Here is a 15,271-nt window from a genome sequence, read left to right on the forward strand (position 1 = left end):
GTCATGCTAGACTAGGGCGCTTTTCATTACTGTAGTGGAGACGCCAATGCTGGCGGTATGGGTAGAGCAATTGCTGGGATTTGCCTCTGGGGCACTCTCGGCTATCAGGCAAAATGAACATTATCCCGATTTCATGACCTGGGTACGCGCACACGGCGGTCAGTACTTTGGCGGTGATGCCACCCAGGCCCAGGCGTTGGCCCCAATCTTGTGGTCGCAGACGCCTCTGGAACGCCTGGATTTCTCTTCCCAGCCCTTGGCTACGCCGGAAAGGGATGAGCCGTGCTGGTGCGATTCAGGTCGAAAGTTCAAGCAGTGCTGCGCTCAGGTAGAGTTCCCCACCGATGTTCCGCCCCAGATGATGTGGATGCTGTCATTGCGCGAATGGAAAGGCGCTACCCTTAAGGCGGCGTTGCTCAGTGGAAAGGCACCGGCTCAGTCACTTCTTGAAGCCGGCTTGATTGCCGCCGAAAGTGGCCAGAGTGGGCGCGCCATGCAGATTCTGGAATCCCTGTTTGACGGCAGTGACTGGTCACGACTGCCTGAGCAGGCAGAGCCTGCCTTTGAAATCCTGCTGGATATTTACCAGGAACGCGGCTTCAATCGCAAACGTGCGGACTTGCTGGATGAGGTGATGGAACGCGGTCCCATGTTTCTCCGCGGTGTCGCTCTGGAGCGACTTTGCCTAACGCATTTGGACGGCGATGATCTGGATAGCGCCCGTGCGGCTTTCGTGCGCGCTCAGCAGGCGCTGCCGGACTCACCGACGCTGGCCTATATAGAAGCTATGCTGCTGCTGCATGAAGGCCACGAAGAAGAAGCCAGGGCGCGCGCGGATTTCTGGTACCGGCGTCTGGTACGTAAGGGGGAGCTGGATGATGACCAGCTGGATTTTCTGGCCGCGCTGGCGGACAACCCTGGGGCGACCTTGGCAGATCAGTTGCTGAGTGCCGAAGCAGATCTGGCGACCCCACTTATGGCCCTGCAGTCGCTGTTGGCGGCGTTAACGACTGCCCCCAAACTGGATTTTCGTCAGCGCGGTGAGCAGCGTCTTGAATACCATGTGAGTGCCCGTGAGGCGACCTTGTTTGCGGCCTGGCACGCGGAATTCCAGGTAATGGTCGATACGGATATCGCGCTTGGGTTTATTGACGATCCCTGGGATAACGCCGTGAGCTGGATGTCGGCATTATGTGCTCACCCGGAGTGGCTGGACTCTCCCCAGGTGTTGCAGGATCTGGCGCTTGCTCTGACCAGCCGCTTTGGCAGCTTGCCGTGGATGGCGCCCAGCCTGCTGGAGCCTCTGGCACAGCGTCTTGACCGTTGGCTGGATCAGGCGCGCGCCGTTGGTGAGGGCAACCTGTGTTGGGATGATGCGGACAATGCGATTCTATTGCGTACTGGCCTGGCGCTGGTGGTAGGTATGGAGCGTGGGGCACGTCAGCACTCGCGTCACCTGGCTGAAAAAATGCTGCTGGTGAACCGCGAAGATAGCCTGGGGCTGCTCGAACTGGTGCTGGATCAGCTGCTGCGTGATGAGCGTAATGCCGATGCCTTACGACTTCTGGAAGACCATCGCGAAGACGGCTCCATGGCGTTGAATATCCTGTTTGGACGCGCCCTGGCGCATTTCCGTCTGGAACACTACGACCAGGCAGCCGAGGTGCTGGAAGACATTCAGCGCTATAATCGTCATGCCATTGAGTTGCTGAGCGCAGACAACCCGCGCCCTGTAAAGCCTGGCCGGGAGGGTGACGTCGACCCGGGCAGCCGGGGAGAGGCCTGGCAGTATCGTGCCCTGATGCGTGACCAGTGGCGCGCTACGCCCGGTGCGCTGGCGTGGCTGTCAGCATACCGTTAGGTGCTTACACCCTTAGGGGCGGGTACCAACTGTTTGTCGCGACTGACCCAGACAGCCAGGGCAACGGCGGGTAACCCCAGCAGAGCTGCCGCCACAAAAAAGCTGGCATAGCCCTGTGAGGTCACCATGATACCGCCAAAGCCACTGATGAACTTGCCGGGCAGTGTCATCAAGGATGAAAACAGCGCGTACTGGGTGGCGGTATAAGCTCTTGATGTCAGGCTGGAGAGAAACGCAATGAAGACAGCGCTGGCCAGACCATTGGCCAGGTTGTCGCCGATAATCGTTATGACCAGCATGGGCAGCTGGTTTCCCATCAGGGCCAGCACGGCAAACAGCAGATTCGTCAGCATGACCATCACGGATCCAAGGATCAGCAGGGGGCCAATACCGTAGCGTGCTACCAGCAGTCCTCCCAGAATCCCCCCAGTAATACTCATGGCAATGCCAAAGATATTGGTGACGTTGGCAATGGTGGCCAGGGAAAATCCCAGATCGATATACAAGGGGTTGGCCATGGAAGCCATGGCCAGGTCGCTGATCCGGAAGACAGCGATAAACACCAGTACCCAAAGAGCCTTGATGCCGTAGCGGCGGAAAAAGTCGCTGAACGGGCAGATGATAGCACCAATGCTCCAGGCCCCCAGGCGCCGCAGCCAACGGGGTTTGCCTTTGCTGGCTCGCAGGAAGGCGCGGACCTTGGGTTCGTGGGCGAGCTGAATGGTCAATGAATTGCGCGGCGGTTCAGGGCGCACCAGTACCGTGATGACCCCTACGCCTATTAACGCCGCCATGCATAGATAGGCAATATTCCATGAGGTGGCGGCCGCCACAAAGAGTGCCCCGGCGCCGGCCGCGAGTAAGCCGGCCCGATAACCGATAATGTAGGTTGACGCCATGGCGGCCTGGACATCGTTATCGGCAGACTCGATCCGGAACGCATCAATAGCAATATCCTGTGTGGCGGAACCAAAGGCGACCAGCAGCGCAAAGATGGCAACCCACCCCAGGTTGCCCTGGGGTTCCAGGCTGGCTAGCCCCACCAGCCCCGTGACCATCAGTGCCTGGGCCAACAGCATCCAGCCGCGCCGCTGGCCAAAAGTGTGAGTGAGTACCGGCAGCGCCAGGCGGTCAACAATCGGCGCCCAGAAAAACTTGATGGAATAGAGCATGCCTACCCAGGCAAAAAAACCAATGGCGGCGACCTCAACGCCATCGCTGCGCAGCCAGGCGGAAAGAGTGGAAAATACCAGCAGAAAAGGTAAACCGGCAGAGAACCCCAGAAACAGCATGGTGATAACCGGTGCATGCCAGTAAACAGCAAAGGCATCCCGCCAGCTGCGTTGCGGCTTAGGGGTGGGCATAGGGTGTAGCTCCTGAAAGACGACAGCCAAGGGCGGATGGTACACTAGGGTTGTTAGACGATTCATCACGATTCGTGATGAAACGTCAAAAGGCCCTACGCCCGATGCTTTGAAGCCAACAGCTTACCGGAGAGGAGATTTGCATGTCGATTGCCGCGCATCAGGTTGTCACCCTGCACTATGTGCTAAGCGATGTTCTGGATGACGGAGAAAAGCAGGTGCTCGATGATTCCGAGGCTCGCCAGCAGCCTCTGGAATATTTGCATGGCCACAATAATATCGTGCCAGGTCTGGAACAGGCACTGGAAGGGCAGGCAGCCGGTAGTGAGTTGAGTGTTACCCTGATGCCAGCGGATGCCTACGGCATTCGCAATGAAGCGCTGGTACAAGAGGTTAACCGCAATGCCTTTGGCAATGCAGAGCTAGAAATTGGCAGCCGGTTTCAGACTGAAGGCGAGGCCGGGCCGCAGATTGTCACCGTGGTAGCACTGAATGGTGACCAGGTAACGGTGGATACCAATCATCCATTGGCGGGCCGGACGCTGCGCTACAAGGTCAGGGTTCTGGATGTGCGCGAAGCAACCCGTGCAGAGCTGGCCAAGGGGCATCCTTTGCCACCTGGAACCGATCACAGCAAGGTGGAAGATCGCAAAGTGCTTTGAAAAACTGATCTGGGTCAAACACAGTGCCACCCAGCGTGATGTTGCAACGTAAAATTGACCCATGTCAGTTTCTGCTCTGCCTCTCCCGGCTATAGTTGGTTCATTACTTCACGGCGGGAGAGCTGCTATGTACTGGGACGATACTATTATCTTTGGTTTGGTGACTGTGGCACTCATGATTGTGTTCATGATTGGATGGGTTGCCTTCATCGTTCGTGATCACCGTCGTAAGAAGAACGGCCACAACAATGTTTCTGCTCATTCACAGCCGCATGGCATCAGTCACTAGCGCATACTTTTAGGTTGTTACTAACTGAAGGGGCCTTAGCTCACAGCACGTTTGACACGCACCAGTTGTCAGGGGAGGGGGTGTACTGTCTGGTAAGCCCCCAGTCGCCGGCCCTTTTGGGCCGGCTTTTTTTATATAGCGAAGGCGGCAGGACGAGATAGCTGGCGTGTCGTTGAATAGAGTGCGAATTAACGCCAGTGTTGTTGCCAGGCGTGCATCACGCGTTCCGGGTACCAGGTCTTGCCGAGGCTGCCGTTATAGCGTGCCAGTGCGCGGGTGAAGTCGCCGTTTTCGACCGCCAGATAATGGGCAAGAATCGTACAGCCGTAGCGCAGGTTTCTGGCCGGATCCTTAAGGTTGTCGGCCGCCAGGCCCAGCTCTTCAAGCCAGAACGGCATGATCTGCATCAACCCTATAGCCCCTGCTGACGATACCGCATCAGCCTCAAAAGCACTCTCGACCTCAATCAGTGCCAATATCAATGATGGGGGAAGCCCCGCCAGGGAGGCTTCCTGATAGACACGTTGAAGAATCAAGGCGTGTAAATCTGCTGATGGGACAAAGTGGGCAAGCTTAGGACCCATTTGCCTTTCCCAGCGTTTTTGCTGTGCACTGGCCTGTGGTGCCTGAGACGCTGCCTCAAAGGTAGGCATCAGTGCCTGCTCAGCGTTGACCGGGTCCAAAGGGCTGAAAAGCCAGCCGATTACCAGCCACGTCGCAAGCCGTGGCATCCTTAAAGCTGATCGCGGGTCTGTCCTGAAGGCGCGCCTAATAAAGGCTGTGCATTGCGCAGCCGTCTGCCAGAGGCGGCTGCACCAACAGGGAGCGCGATAATTAAGTGATTCCGGCTTTTTCACGCAGAAAATCAACCACGCTGTCGGCCGAGATCATGGTGATATCGCTATCGCGGCGTCCCTTGTATTCCAGCTCACCCTTGTCCAGGCCGCGGTCACCAATCACCAGGCGATGGGGAATGCCCATCAGCTCCAGGTCAGCAAATTTGACGCCTGGGCGGGTGTCGCGGTCATCCAAGAGAACATCCAGCCCGGCGGCGCTGAGCGTTTGGTAAAGACGCTCGGACTCTTCCCTCACCCGCTGGGATTTGTGGGCGTTCATGGGGACCAATGCTACCTGGAAAGGAGCAATCGCATTAGGCCAGATAATGCCGGAGGCATCGTGGCTCTGTTCGATGGCAGCAGCCACTACCCGGGTAATGCCGATACCGTAGCAGCCCATCCAGGGGTGGCTGGTCTTGCCGTTATCGCCGAGCACGCTGGCATTCATGGCCTGGGAGTACTTCTGGCCCAGTTGGAAAACATGGCCGACTTCGATGCCACGCTTGATCGCCAGAGTGCCCTGACCGTCTGGCGAGGGGTCACCTTCCACCACGTTACGCAGGTCGGCGACTTCCGGCAGAGGCGCATCGCGCTCCCAGTTAATCCCGAAGTAGTGTTTGCCATCAACATTGGCACCGGCGCCGAAATCGCTCATCAATGCCACGCTGCGGTCGATGATAATGGGCATTTCCAGCCCGACCGGGCCCAGTGAGCCCGGGCCCGCACCGACAAGGGCACGAATCTCTTCTTCACTGGCCATGGTCAACGGCGTAGCCACCTGGGGGAGGTTCTCCGCCTTGACTTCATTGAGTTCATGGTCGCCGCGCACCAGCAAGGCAATCAGGCCACCTTCCGCGGCGTGAACCATCAGGGTCTTGATGGTTTTTTCGACAGGCAGGTTGTGTTGCTCGACCAGGGTGGCAATGGTCTTGGCATTCGGGGTGTCAACCAGCGTCATTGTCTGACTAGGGGCCGGGCGTTCCTGCGGGCTGTTGAGGGGCGCGGGCAGGGCTTCGGCTTTTTCCATATTGGCAGCGTAGTCAGACCCGTTGGAGAAGACGATGTCATCCTCGCCAGATTCTGCCAGCACATGGAATTCATGCGAACCCGTGCCGCCAATCGAGCCGTTATCCGCAATGACGGGGCGGAAATCCAGCCCCAGGCGAGTGAAGATACGTGTGTAGGCGTCGTACATAGCCTGGTAGGTATCCTGCAGTGATGTTTCATCCAAGTGGAAGGAGTAAGCATCCTTCATGATGAATTCTCGCGAGCGCATCACGCCAAAACGCGGACGGATTTCATCTCGGAATTTGGTCTGGATCTGGTAAAAGTTGATCGGCAGTTGCTTGTAGCTGGCGATTTCTCTGCGTACCAGGTCGGTGATGACTTCCTCATGGGTCGGGCCAACGCAATAGTCACGTTCGTGACGGTCTTTCAGGCGCAACAGTTCCGGGCCATATTGCTCCCAGCGGCCAGATTCCTGCCAAAGCTCTGCCGGCTGAACCGCCGGCATCAGCACCTCCTGAGCGCCTGCACGGTTCATTTCTTCACGAACGATGGTTTCAACCTTGCGCAGGGTACGCAGTCCCATCGGCAGCCAGGTGTACAGTCCAGATGTCAGGCGGCGAATCATCCCGGCCCGCAGCATTAATTGGTGGCTGATAACTTCGGCATCGGCGGGTGTTTCTTTGAGCGTGGCAATCAGTAGTTGGCTGGCGCGCATGAGGTGGGTGTTCCCTTGATATTGAGTGGGTTATATAAAGAGCAACCGCATAGCAGTCGCTTGAGTCTGTTGCCTTACCGCCAGGAAATGTTGCAAATTAAGCAGCAGGTCATATCTCGATAACAGCATTGTACGGTGAAGCGTTGGCAGCGGCAAAACGTCAGCGGCGTATAAACGCTGCTGTCTCGGGTTTTGGTTGTTCCAAAGGTTAACGCGCATGCTAATATCCGTAATGGATGGCTTTTTTTGACCTTGCTGTCGTATTCAATTCTTATTTTTTCTGGGGTAGCCAGTCATGCAACTAACCGCTGTTAACAAGCACAGAGTAGGGCATTTTGCGCAGGGTGAGCGATTGAATCGTTGGCTTAAAAGCGCCGTGGTGGCCGCCTGTGTCGTATCCCTGGCGGGTTGTGGCACTATTTTCTATCCTGAGCGCAAAGGTCAGATCAGCGGCGAGATAGATATCAAGGTGGCCGCTGCCAATGGTGTTGGCCTGCTATTTTTCCTGGTGCCCGGTGTGATCGCTTATGCGGTGGATTTTTCCAATGGCACCATTTACTTGCCGGGTACTCATTCGTCCAGCCTGGATGTTCAGCGCCTTGACGACGCCACTGACACTCAGGCGCTGGAAAACCTGCTGTCGCAGAAAACAGGTCAACCGGTATCACTCAGCAATGAGCTGCTCATGGTCGAGGAAGTGGAAAGCCTGGATGAAGCACTGGCACTGGTGCGCATGTCAGGGGTCAATGACGCGCAGAAGCTTGATACTCTTTAGTCGCCACTTTCTGGACAGTCAGTTGGCGTGATTATCCAGATAGCGCTGAAACGCGGCAGGTTGATCGGTAATGGCGCTATCAACTCCCCACTGCCAGTAAGGGGTGAAAGCGCTAGGATCATTGACGGTATAACAGAGTAATGCATAGCCTGCCTGTTTAATCGCTTCAGCCTGGGCGCGTTTAAGACGATACCAGGATGGATGAAGGCTGAACGATTCCAGTCGTTGGCATTGCGCTAGCCAGTCAGGGGGCAGGGTGTCGCAGAGAAGACCCAGTGCCAGTGTCTGGGCATCTGCTTGTTCCCGGCAGGTTTGCAGCGCCAGTTGACTGAACGATGAAATAATCAGTCGTTCGCAGGGCAATTCGGCCAGCATAGGCGGTAGGCAGGTTTCGGCCAGCAGGCGCGGGTCATGCCCTTTGTTGACCTTGAGCTCCATGTTGACGCCCATTTCCAGCTCGTTCAGCAATTCAAGCATGGCCGCAAGGCTGGCCATACATTCACCTGCAAAGTCGTCATTGAACCATCCTCCCACGTCCAGCTTTTGGGCTTGTGTCCAACTTAGGTGTTTTAGGTCACCTCGCCCATCAGAGCAGCGAGCGACATCGGCATCGTGCCAGATCACGGCTTTACCATCGCCCAGTAGCTGAACATCCAGTTCGACCCAGCGAGCACCCGCCTTATGTGCAGCACGCACTGCTGCCAGCGTATTCTCAGGCGCGGCTGCAGAGTAACCCCGGTGGGCAATCAGGCGAGGAAGCTGTATGTCAGGATGGTGAAAGTCAGCGCTTGTGGAAGTGGGTGTCATGACAGGCTCTATAATCCGTGAGGTAAATATACTTGAGCCTAGCACAGCAAGATGACCGCCAGAAGAAAGAGTACCTTCAGTTCGCTTTACCTCAGTACGACGTTTTCTTGGCTGATTTCTGGTAAATTGATACACCAGAATCGTCATAAACAGAGAGGTATCAATGAGCCAGCGAATCGAGTTTGCTGAAACAGGTGGCGCCGAGGTGTTACAGATGGTTGAGGTATCACCCAAGGCGCCTGGGCCGGGTGAAGTGCGGGTCTGTAATAAGGCGGTGGGTCTTAATTTTATTGATATCTACTTTCGCACTGGCCTGTATCCGGCCCCTTCACTGCCTTCAGGGCTAGGCACGGAAGGGGCCGGGGTTGTTGAGGCGGTGGGTGAGGGCGTCACTCATCTCAAGGAAGGTGATCGCGTTGCCTATGCCCAGGGTCCTCTGGGTGCCTATGCCGAGCAGCATACGCTGCCAGCCGACAAGGTGGTCATTCTGCCGGACGGAGTGGATTTTGAAACCGCAGCGGCCAGTATGCTGAAAGGCTTGACGGTGCAGTATCTGTTGCGCCAGACCTACCCATTGAAAGGCGGTGAGACCATCCTGTTTCATGCGGCTGCCGGTGGGGTAGGCTCGATTGCCTGCCAGTGGGCGCGTGCCCTCGGCGTCAAGCTGATTGGTACCGTCAGCACAGCGGAAAAAGCGGCTCTGGCGGAAAAGAATGGTGCCTGGGCTACCATCAACTACAGCACGGAAGATGTGGTTGAGCGTGTGCGTGAGCTGACTGACGGGGCCATGTGTGATGTGGTCTATGATTCGATTGGCAAAGACACCTGGGAAACCTCGCTGGACTGCCTGAAACCACGTGGCCTGATGGTCAGCTTCGGCAATGCGTCAGGCCCCGTGGAGGGGGTCAATATCGGTATTCTGAATCAGAAAGGTGCGCTGTTTGTGACCCGCCCCAGCCTGAACGGCTATGCCGACACCCGTGAACGCCTGGAAATGATGTGTGAGGATTTCTTTGCCATGCTTGATAGTGGCCAAGTCAGTATCGATATTGCCCAGCATTACCCGCTCAGCGAGGCCGGCAAGGCGCAGGAGGCATTGCAGTCGCGCCAGACGACCGGTTCCACGATCCTGCTGCCCTGATTAATGAAAAGCCTGCCATCCTCAATGTAGCGATGGCAGGCACTGGTGCGAGGGTTATTCAGGGCGAGATGGTTTTAGCCGTAGGCGAGGTTAGGCAGCCAGGTGACCAGCGCCGGGAAAAGTATCACCAGGGCAAGGCCCAGTGCTTGAATTCCCAGAAAAGGAAATGACGAGCGGAATATCTGTGCCATCGTGATGTGCGGTGGACAAACCCCTTTGATGTAAAAAAGAGCGTAGCCAAACGGTGGACTCAAGAAAGACATCTGCATGTTGACCAGATAGATGACCCCGAACCACAGTGAAACGTCAGTCGCATCAACGCCGGGCAATCCGAAGAGTCCATCAAAGGTCATTCCCTTGATCAAGGGCACGAAAATCGGCACTGCCAAGAGCAGGATGCCTACCCAGTCAAGGAACATGCCCAGCGCCACCAGCAGCACCATCATCAGCAGCAGCACGGCGTAAGGGCTCAGCCCGGCGCCCGATATCAGCTCCTGCACGAAGGTCTGGCCACCCTGCAGAATATAGAAGCCCACAAAGATGCTGGCACCAAAGATGATCCACATCACCATGGCGGAGGCAACCAGGGTGCTCATGCAGGCGGCGTGCAGGTTTGGCCATGTCAGACGTTTGTGCAGGGCGGCCACGATCAAGGCCCCGAATGTACCAATACCGGCTGCCTCCACCGGTGTTGCAATGCCTGAGAAGATAATACCCAGCACCAGAATGACCAAGAGGATGGGGGCCAGCATCTTGCGCAACAGGCTAAGCTTTTCTTTCATGTCAACGCGGTCATCAACCGGCATGGGCGGGGCCATCTTGATATTGATGGTGCCACGCATCCAGCAATAGAAGCCGTACATGAAAGCCAGCAACAAGCCCGGAAGCAAAGAACCAAGATACAGCTCTCCCACCGATTGCTGCGCGATGACGCCATAAATGATGGCAAGAATCGAAGGCGGTATCAGAATCCCCAGGGTGCCTCCGGCCATGATGGAACCGATGGCGATCTCAGGGTCGTAATGACGTTTGAGCATGGCTGGTAATGCGATCAAACCCATGGTGACAACCGCGGCGCCGATCACACCGACCATGGCTGCCAGAAGAGTGGAGGCAATAATGGTAGCAATCGCAAGACCTGCCTTGAGACCTCCCATCCATTTGTAGACCACATCAAACAGCTCTTCTATGATACCGGCCTTTTCCAGAACGGACGCCATGAAGATGAAGAGTGGAATTGCCGATAGTTGATAGTTGGTCATCATCGGAAATATTCGCGAAGGCATCAGGTTGAGCATATTCTGATCGCCCACCATATAAAGAAATACCACGCCCAGGCCACCTGTAACGAAGGCGAGAGGTAAACCTGCGACCAATACCACCATCAGAGAACCGAACATCACTAGCGTCAACGCGCCAATGCCAACCGACCCGAGGCTATTTTCGAGGCTGCCGGGCAGGCTGTCGTAATCGGTCACAGCAATATTGATGAACTCGAAGCTGAGCCAGGCTGCCAGCAAACCCGCAATAATCAGTAAGGTTCGTGCAAATATCTGGCTGCCCTCGTGAGAAGGCCAGTGATGGCGAAAGGCCTGCGCATCACGTATCAATTGGCCGATACCTTGAAGCAGCAGCAACACCGCCCCCAGGAACATCATGAACTTTACCGGATAGAATTGTATGGCCCACTCGGTAAAAGAGGTTTCGTTGGCGTAACTTGAGCCGATAATGTAGGCATCGCTGACAGACTGGGAAAAGAAATTCCAGCCTGTGGAAAGCAGGGCAATGGTGAAAATAAAGAAAAAGACTGAAGTGACAAGATCCAGCGCTGCCCGGTTCAAGGGTTTGGCGCGACTGTAGAGAATGTCGACACGTACGTGGCCACACTCACGCAGTGCATAGGCCCCAGCCACCAGGTACTGCATGCCGAACATCAGGGTCATGGATTCATGAGCCCAGTTGGTTGGCGAGTTGAAGGCGTAGCGTACCAGCACTTCATAGGTAAAGATGAAAGGCGCAATCAAGGCCCAATAGGCAACATAACGACCGGAAAAACCGGAAACCTTATCGACCGCAGTGGTGAATAGATTGCCCGGCGGTTTGAAGGCAGCCATCACTTCCTGGCCGGCAGGGACCTCGACGGTATCGCTACCTGAAACGGTCTCGCCGCGCCGAAAGCTTCGGTTAACGAAAAACATGACCACCAAGGGCAATAGCAACAACACCGACCAATAAAGCCAGTGCGGTAGCACAAATTCAATATCAAGGTTCATGAAGGCTCCTCCGTGAAACCATCTTTACAGGCGATGGTGACGGATCAAAGAGTCAAGAGGGCAGGCGCACCCGGCGACGTTCCAAGTTAAAACGGGTGCTGTGGCATGTTCACAGCACCCGGCTTGACGTTTCAGATGCTTCAGGCGTTAAGTTCAAAGCCCTGAATATCTTCCTCGGTAATCACACCGACAGCTGGGTCCAGCATGGCGCCAAGATGGGCTTTGAAAAGGCGCGCTGCGTCGGCGTCCTTGTTGGCCCACTTATACCACAGAGGAATCGCTGCTTCTCTGAAGCGACTGCCGTCTTCCTCGCTCAGTCGAATAACCTCGATACCTTTCTCGCGATATTTCGGCCAGGCTTCAGCATTTGCTTGCTGGATGGCGCCGTAGTGCTCCCGCGAATAGGCCGCCACAAGATCGTGCATGATGTCCTGGGTCTGCGGTGACATGCGCTCGAACGTGCGCCGGTTGACGGATATGTCCATCAGGTCAACAGCCTGGTGGAGGCATGGCGTAGAAGGTGGCCCCATAATGATGTAATCAGCTACCTGCCAGAAACCAAGCTCGTAGTTTACGGCGGCCCCCACGTAGTCGGCAGCGTCAATGGTGCCTTTCTCAAGCGCAGGATAAACCTCTGAGCCTGGAAGCAGAGTGGTCTGGGCGCCGATTGAAGCAAACGTCTCTGCAACAATGCCACCTGGCATGCGCAGCTTGATGCCTTTGAAGTCATCAAAGCTGCGCAACGGCTTCTTGGAGTGGATAAGGTTCATGTCGTGGTGAACATAGCCGAGAAGTTCCTGGCCCTGTTTACGGTAAAGATCTTTGGCAATGCCAAAACCGCCGTAGGCACTAAACATGATGTCCCAATGGTGAGGTACCGACAGACCCATCGGGTATGCAGTCAAGAATACACCGGCAGGCATTTTACCGGGCCAGTAAACGGTAAACCAGTTCTGTCCATCCAGTACGCCGTTTCTAACGGCATCAGCGACTTCAAAAGCGCCGGCAACTGCACCTGCTGGATAGGGTTCGATGCGAACTTCGCCGCTGGTTGCTTCGGCAACACCGGCGGCCCATTCTTCAAAGATCCTGTAACCTGTAGTGCCAGGCTGCCAGGAGGATTGCATGCGGATTCGAATACCTTCCTGCGCCTGAACGTTGCCGATCCAGGGAGCCGCCACGGCAGCAGCCGATCCCACCGCAGCTGTTTTCAGAAAGTTTCGACGTGTGCTGGTAGCGTTTGAAAACGTGGTGGATGTGTTGTCAGGGTGAGTAAGAAGCTGTTTATCGTGCTTGTTATCTGGCATATCTCTACTCCGGAAATGGCCTGATAATGGCCGGTTTGTTGTTGTTTTATCCCTCCTGGAATCTATCAAAACCACTGTTATTTCCCTGCGGTTTTTGCAAAGTATACACAATGAGCATTATATAAATATTGTACATTTGTGCTTTCTGTATAAGCTTTGCATTCTCTGAATGTAGCGAAACCGAACGCGTTAGCCAACTAAAATTTTCAACGGCAGTTTTGCAACAACAGTCTATTGGACTAATCAACCTCAACATAGGCCCCCATCAGGCGCATGCGTTGTTCGAATTGAGAAACGTTATTTACTAGCTGATCAGGGCCATAGGCAACACATTCGGCGAGGATGGCTTCTATGAGGGTGATTGCTGAAAGAATGGAGGGAAAAAAATGCGGGGTGGCATTGGCAAGATTGAAGATGATCTGCGCGCCGGGTACCAGGGGTGAACGCATGGTGTCGGTCACCACAATCGCTCTGACGCCGTTGAGACGTGTAACCTCGAGAGCCTTGACCGTCTCGGCGCAATAGGGCTCGAAGCCAAAGGCCACTACAATATCCTGTTCACCGAAGGGATCCAGCTCGGTGAGCAACCCTCCTTCCAGGCCACGAATCAGATGCAGATCGGGCATGGCAATGCGTCCGACGTAAGCGAAATGATAAGCGCAGGCGAAGGTGTCACGAAAGCCGACCACGGCGACTTTTCGTGCCCCTAATAGCATCTGCGCCGCTTCGCGCACGCGCTGCTGATTCTCGGCAGTAAACAGGCGGCCAATATTATCGAAGGCCGCATCGCCCACATCCAGAAATACTTGATCATCCGTCTGGCTGGCCAGGCTGCGCAGCTGGCTGGCCTTGCCGGAAAGCTCGACCGGCCCGGCCTGAACGGCGGACTGGAAGACTTCCCTGAACAGGTCGTAACTCTCAAATCCCAGCCGCTTGGCCAGGCGCACAAGGGTGGAAGGGGTGACCTGAGCCGCTGCTGCCGATTTGCGAATGGACTGAAAGGCAATATCCAGCGGATGCTCCAGCACATAACCTGCGGCGAGTTTAAGCTGTGGGCTGAGCTCTGCATAAATGGCAGCCAGCTGCTGTTGAGTGCTCTTCAAACGGCTGGCGGCGGAGCTGGAGGCGTCATCCGTGCTTGATGTGAGGCCGGGTAGGGGCGGGTGTTGGGATGGCATGCCGTTTCCTCGCTATACATCGTGCTTCAAGAAAAACATTTGTATCATTTTTTGGTATTAAAAGATACACATGTGTTGACAAGCGTTGATACCTTGATCTAGGATCGTCTTGGAACATACGTACTTAAATAAAATGCTTTTTGAAACGTATGTTTCTTTCTTGCCTGCCGATTCCACACCGAGCCTGACAATGCCCAACAGTGATTCCCGTTCTCCAATCAGTTCCACGCTGCCTTCCAGCCTTGATGCCGAAAACCTGCCTTGCTTTGAAACCTTACAGGTTTTCCTGCAGGGCCAGGTGCTTGAGGTGCGCTTCAATCGGCCACACCGCCTGAACGCCGTAATTGAGAGCCTGTATCTTGAGCTGCTGGATGCTCTGGCGCTGGCTGGTCAAGCCGAGAATGTTCGCGCCATTGTGCTGACCGGCGAGGGGCGGGCTTTCTGCGTGGGTGCCGACATGAAGGAGCACGGCGGCGCGGCGCGTACCCTGTATCAGCGCCGACAGTATCTGCAGCTGGGTAACGATGTCTGTGAGGCCATCTATCGGTTGAAAAAGCCGGTGGTAGCGGCCGTTAATGGCTATGCATTGGGCGCAGGTGCGGAAATGGCCGTGGCCTGCGATTTTATCCTGATGGCAGATGAGGCTCAGATTGGCTTTCCGGAAACCAGTATCGGCACATGCGTGGGCGGCGGTGTGTCAAAAATCCTTCCGCAGTTGGTGGGACTTACTCAGGCGCGCCGCTTGTTGTATCTCGGTGACAAGGTCAAGGCTGAGGAAGCACAACGCATCGGCCTGGCGCTAGCCGCCTATCCGGTTGGTGACCTGCTTGAGCAGGCTCACACATTGGGTGCTCGGTTGGCCTGCCAGGCGCCGGTTTCCATTGCCATGCTCAAGCGTCTGGTCAATCAGGGCAGTGCCCATGATCTTGATAGCCAGCTCCAGCAGGAACTGGACGCTGTGTTTACCTGTTCGACCACGGAAGACTGGCAGGAAGGGGTCGATGCCTTTGCGCAAAAGCGCCAACCGCAGTTCAACGGCCGTTGATAGCTGCCAA

At 55.7% G+C, this 15,271-nt stretch carries 13 protein-coding genes; 6 read left to right on the forward strand and 7 right to left on the reverse strand.

Going from position 1 to position 15,271, the window contains the following annotated elements:
* The first annotated feature begins 46 nt into the window (after positions 1–46).
* On the forward strand, positions 47–1,861 hold the full coding sequence (locus LL947_RS05730; RefSeq protein ID WP_404417303.1) for an SEC-C metal-binding domain-containing protein: 1,815 nt from the start codon (positions 47–49) through the stop codon (positions 1,859–1,861).
* Here the strand turns inward: LL947_RS05730 and LL947_RS05735 are convergent.
* On the reverse strand, positions 1,858–3,225 hold the full coding sequence (locus LL947_RS05735) for an AmpG family muropeptide MFS transporter (RefSeq protein WP_290821345.1): 1,368 nt from the start codon (positions 3,223–3,225) through the stop codon (positions 1,858–1,860). The two genes, LL947_RS05730 and LL947_RS05735, sit on opposite strands and share 4 nt — an antisense overlap.
* A 143-nt stretch (positions 3,226–3,368) precedes the next feature.
* Here LL947_RS05735 and LL947_RS05740 point away from each other — a divergent pair, with 143 nt between their 5' ends.
* On the forward strand, positions 3,369–3,887 hold the full coding sequence (locus LL947_RS05740) for an FKBP-type peptidyl-prolyl cis-trans isomerase (RefSeq protein ID WP_290821347.1): 519 nt from the start codon (positions 3,369–3,371) through the stop codon (positions 3,885–3,887).
* 127 nt (positions 3,888–4,014) lie between these two features.
* Complete coding sequence (gene ccoM, locus LL947_RS05745) at positions 4,015–4,176, forward strand: cytochrome c oxidase subunit CcoM (RefSeq protein ID WP_404417307.1); 162 nt, start codon at positions 4,015–4,017, stop codon at positions 4,174–4,176.
* 188 nt (positions 4,177–4,364) lie between these two features.
* Here ccoM and LL947_RS05750 read toward each other — a convergent pair whose 3' ends face one another.
* A complete protein-coding gene (locus LL947_RS05750; protein ID WP_499834216.1) occupies positions 4,365–4,907 on the reverse strand; it encodes a lytic transglycosylase domain-containing protein in 543 nt (180 codons plus the stop codon).
* 103 nt (positions 4,908–5,010) lie between these two features.
* Complete coding sequence (locus LL947_RS05755; protein ID WP_499834217.1) at positions 5,011–6,735, reverse strand: proline--tRNA ligase; 1,725 nt, start codon at positions 6,733–6,735, stop codon at positions 5,011–5,013.
* Positions 6,736–7,030: 295 nt separating this feature from the next.
* Here LL947_RS05755 and LL947_RS05760 point away from each other — a divergent pair, with 295 nt between their 5' ends.
* Positions 7,031–7,510: a hypothetical protein gene (locus tag LL947_RS05760; RefSeq protein WP_499834218.1), complete on the forward strand. Its 480-nt coding sequence runs from the start codon at positions 7,031–7,033 to the stop codon at positions 7,508–7,510.
* Positions 7,511–7,528: 18 nt separating this feature from the next.
* Here the strand turns inward: LL947_RS05760 and LL947_RS05765 are convergent, their stop codons facing one another.
* Positions 7,529–8,317, reverse strand: a complete 789-nt coding sequence (locus LL947_RS05765; protein ID WP_499834219.1) for a glycerophosphodiester phosphodiesterase family protein — start codon at positions 8,315–8,317, stop codon at positions 7,529–7,531.
* 163 nt (positions 8,318–8,480) lie between these two features.
* Between LL947_RS05765 and LL947_RS05770 the strand changes: the two genes are divergently transcribed.
* Complete coding sequence (locus LL947_RS05770) at positions 8,481–9,458, forward strand: NADPH:quinone reductase (protein WP_290821355.1); 978 nt, start codon at positions 8,481–8,483, stop codon at positions 9,456–9,458.
* 74 nt (positions 9,459–9,532) lie between these two features.
* Here LL947_RS05770 and LL947_RS05775 read toward each other — a convergent pair whose 3' ends face one another.
* From LL947_RS05775 to LL947_RS05785, 3 genes are all read right to left on the reverse strand, one after another.
* On the reverse strand, positions 9,533–11,731 hold the full coding sequence (locus LL947_RS05775; RefSeq protein WP_499834220.1) for a TRAP transporter large permease subunit: 2,199 nt from the start codon (positions 11,729–11,731) through the stop codon (positions 9,533–9,535).
* A gap of 140 nt (positions 11,732–11,871) precedes the next feature.
* On the reverse strand, positions 11,872–13,038 hold the full coding sequence (dctP, locus tag LL947_RS05780) for a TRAP transporter substrate-binding protein DctP (protein WP_404417323.1): 1,167 nt from the start codon (positions 13,036–13,038) through the stop codon (positions 11,872–11,874).
* A gap of 239 nt (positions 13,039–13,277) precedes the next feature.
* Positions 13,278–14,216, reverse strand: coding sequence for a MurR/RpiR family transcriptional regulator (locus tag LL947_RS05785; RefSeq protein ID WP_290821363.1), 939 nt, complete (start codon positions 14,214–14,216; stop codon positions 13,278–13,280).
* A gap of 190 nt (positions 14,217–14,406) precedes the next feature.
* Between LL947_RS05785 and LL947_RS05790 the strand changes: the two genes are divergently transcribed.
* Entirely contained in the window at positions 14,407–15,261 is an 855-nt protein-coding gene (locus LL947_RS05790) for an enoyl-CoA hydratase/isomerase family protein (protein WP_499834221.1), read from the forward strand.
* Positions 15,262–15,271: the final 10 nt, after the last annotated feature.

The organism is Halomonas sp. BLK-85, assembly GCF_044792155.1.
Classification (GTDB): Bacteria; Pseudomonadota; Gammaproteobacteria; order Pseudomonadales; family Halomonadaceae; genus Vreelandella.

Bases quoted from the DNA above. Each gene is read 5' to 3' on its own strand.
- LL947_RS05730 (WP_404417303.1), top strand. From the start codon at position 47: ATGCTGGCGGTATGGGTAGAGCAATTGCTGGGATTTGCCTCTGGGGCA.
- LL947_RS05735 (WP_290821345.1), bottom strand. From the start codon at position 3,225: ATGCCCACCCCTAAGCCGCAACGCAGCTGGCGGGATGCCTTTGCTGTT.
- LL947_RS05740 (WP_290821347.1), top strand. From the start codon at position 3,369: ATGTCGATTGCCGCGCATCAGGTTGTCACCCTGCACTATGTGCTAAGC.
- ccoM (WP_404417307.1), top strand. From the start codon at position 4,015: ATGTACTGGGACGATACTATTATCTTTGGTTTGGTGACTGTGGCACTC.
- LL947_RS05750 (WP_499834216.1), bottom strand. From the start codon at position 4,907: ATGCCACGGCTTGCGACGTGGCTGGTAATCGGCTGGCTTTTCAGCCCT.
- LL947_RS05755 (WP_499834217.1), bottom strand. From the start codon at position 6,735: ATGCGCGCCAGCCAACTACTGATTGCCACGCTCAAAGAAACACCCGCC.
- LL947_RS05760 (WP_499834218.1), top strand. From the start codon at position 7,031: ATGCAACTAACCGCTGTTAACAAGCACAGAGTAGGGCATTTTGCGCAG.
- LL947_RS05765 (WP_499834219.1), bottom strand. From the start codon at position 8,317: ATGACACCCACTTCCACAAGCGCTGACTTTCACCATCCTGACATACAG.
- LL947_RS05770 (WP_290821355.1), top strand. From the start codon at position 8,481: ATGAGCCAGCGAATCGAGTTTGCTGAAACAGGTGGCGCCGAGGTGTTA.
- LL947_RS05775 (WP_499834220.1), bottom strand. From the start codon at position 11,731: ATGAACCTTGATATTGAATTTGTGCTACCGCACTGGCTTTATTGGTCG.
- dctP (WP_404417323.1), bottom strand. From the start codon at position 13,038: ATGCCAGATAACAAGCACGATAAACAGCTTCTTACTCACCCTGACAAC.
- LL947_RS05785 (WP_290821363.1), bottom strand. From the start codon at position 14,216: ATGCCATCCCAACACCCGCCCCTACCCGGCCTCACATCAAGCACGGAT.
- LL947_RS05790 (WP_499834221.1), top strand. From the start codon at position 14,407: ATGCCCAACAGTGATTCCCGTTCTCCAATCAGTTCCACGCTGCCTTCC.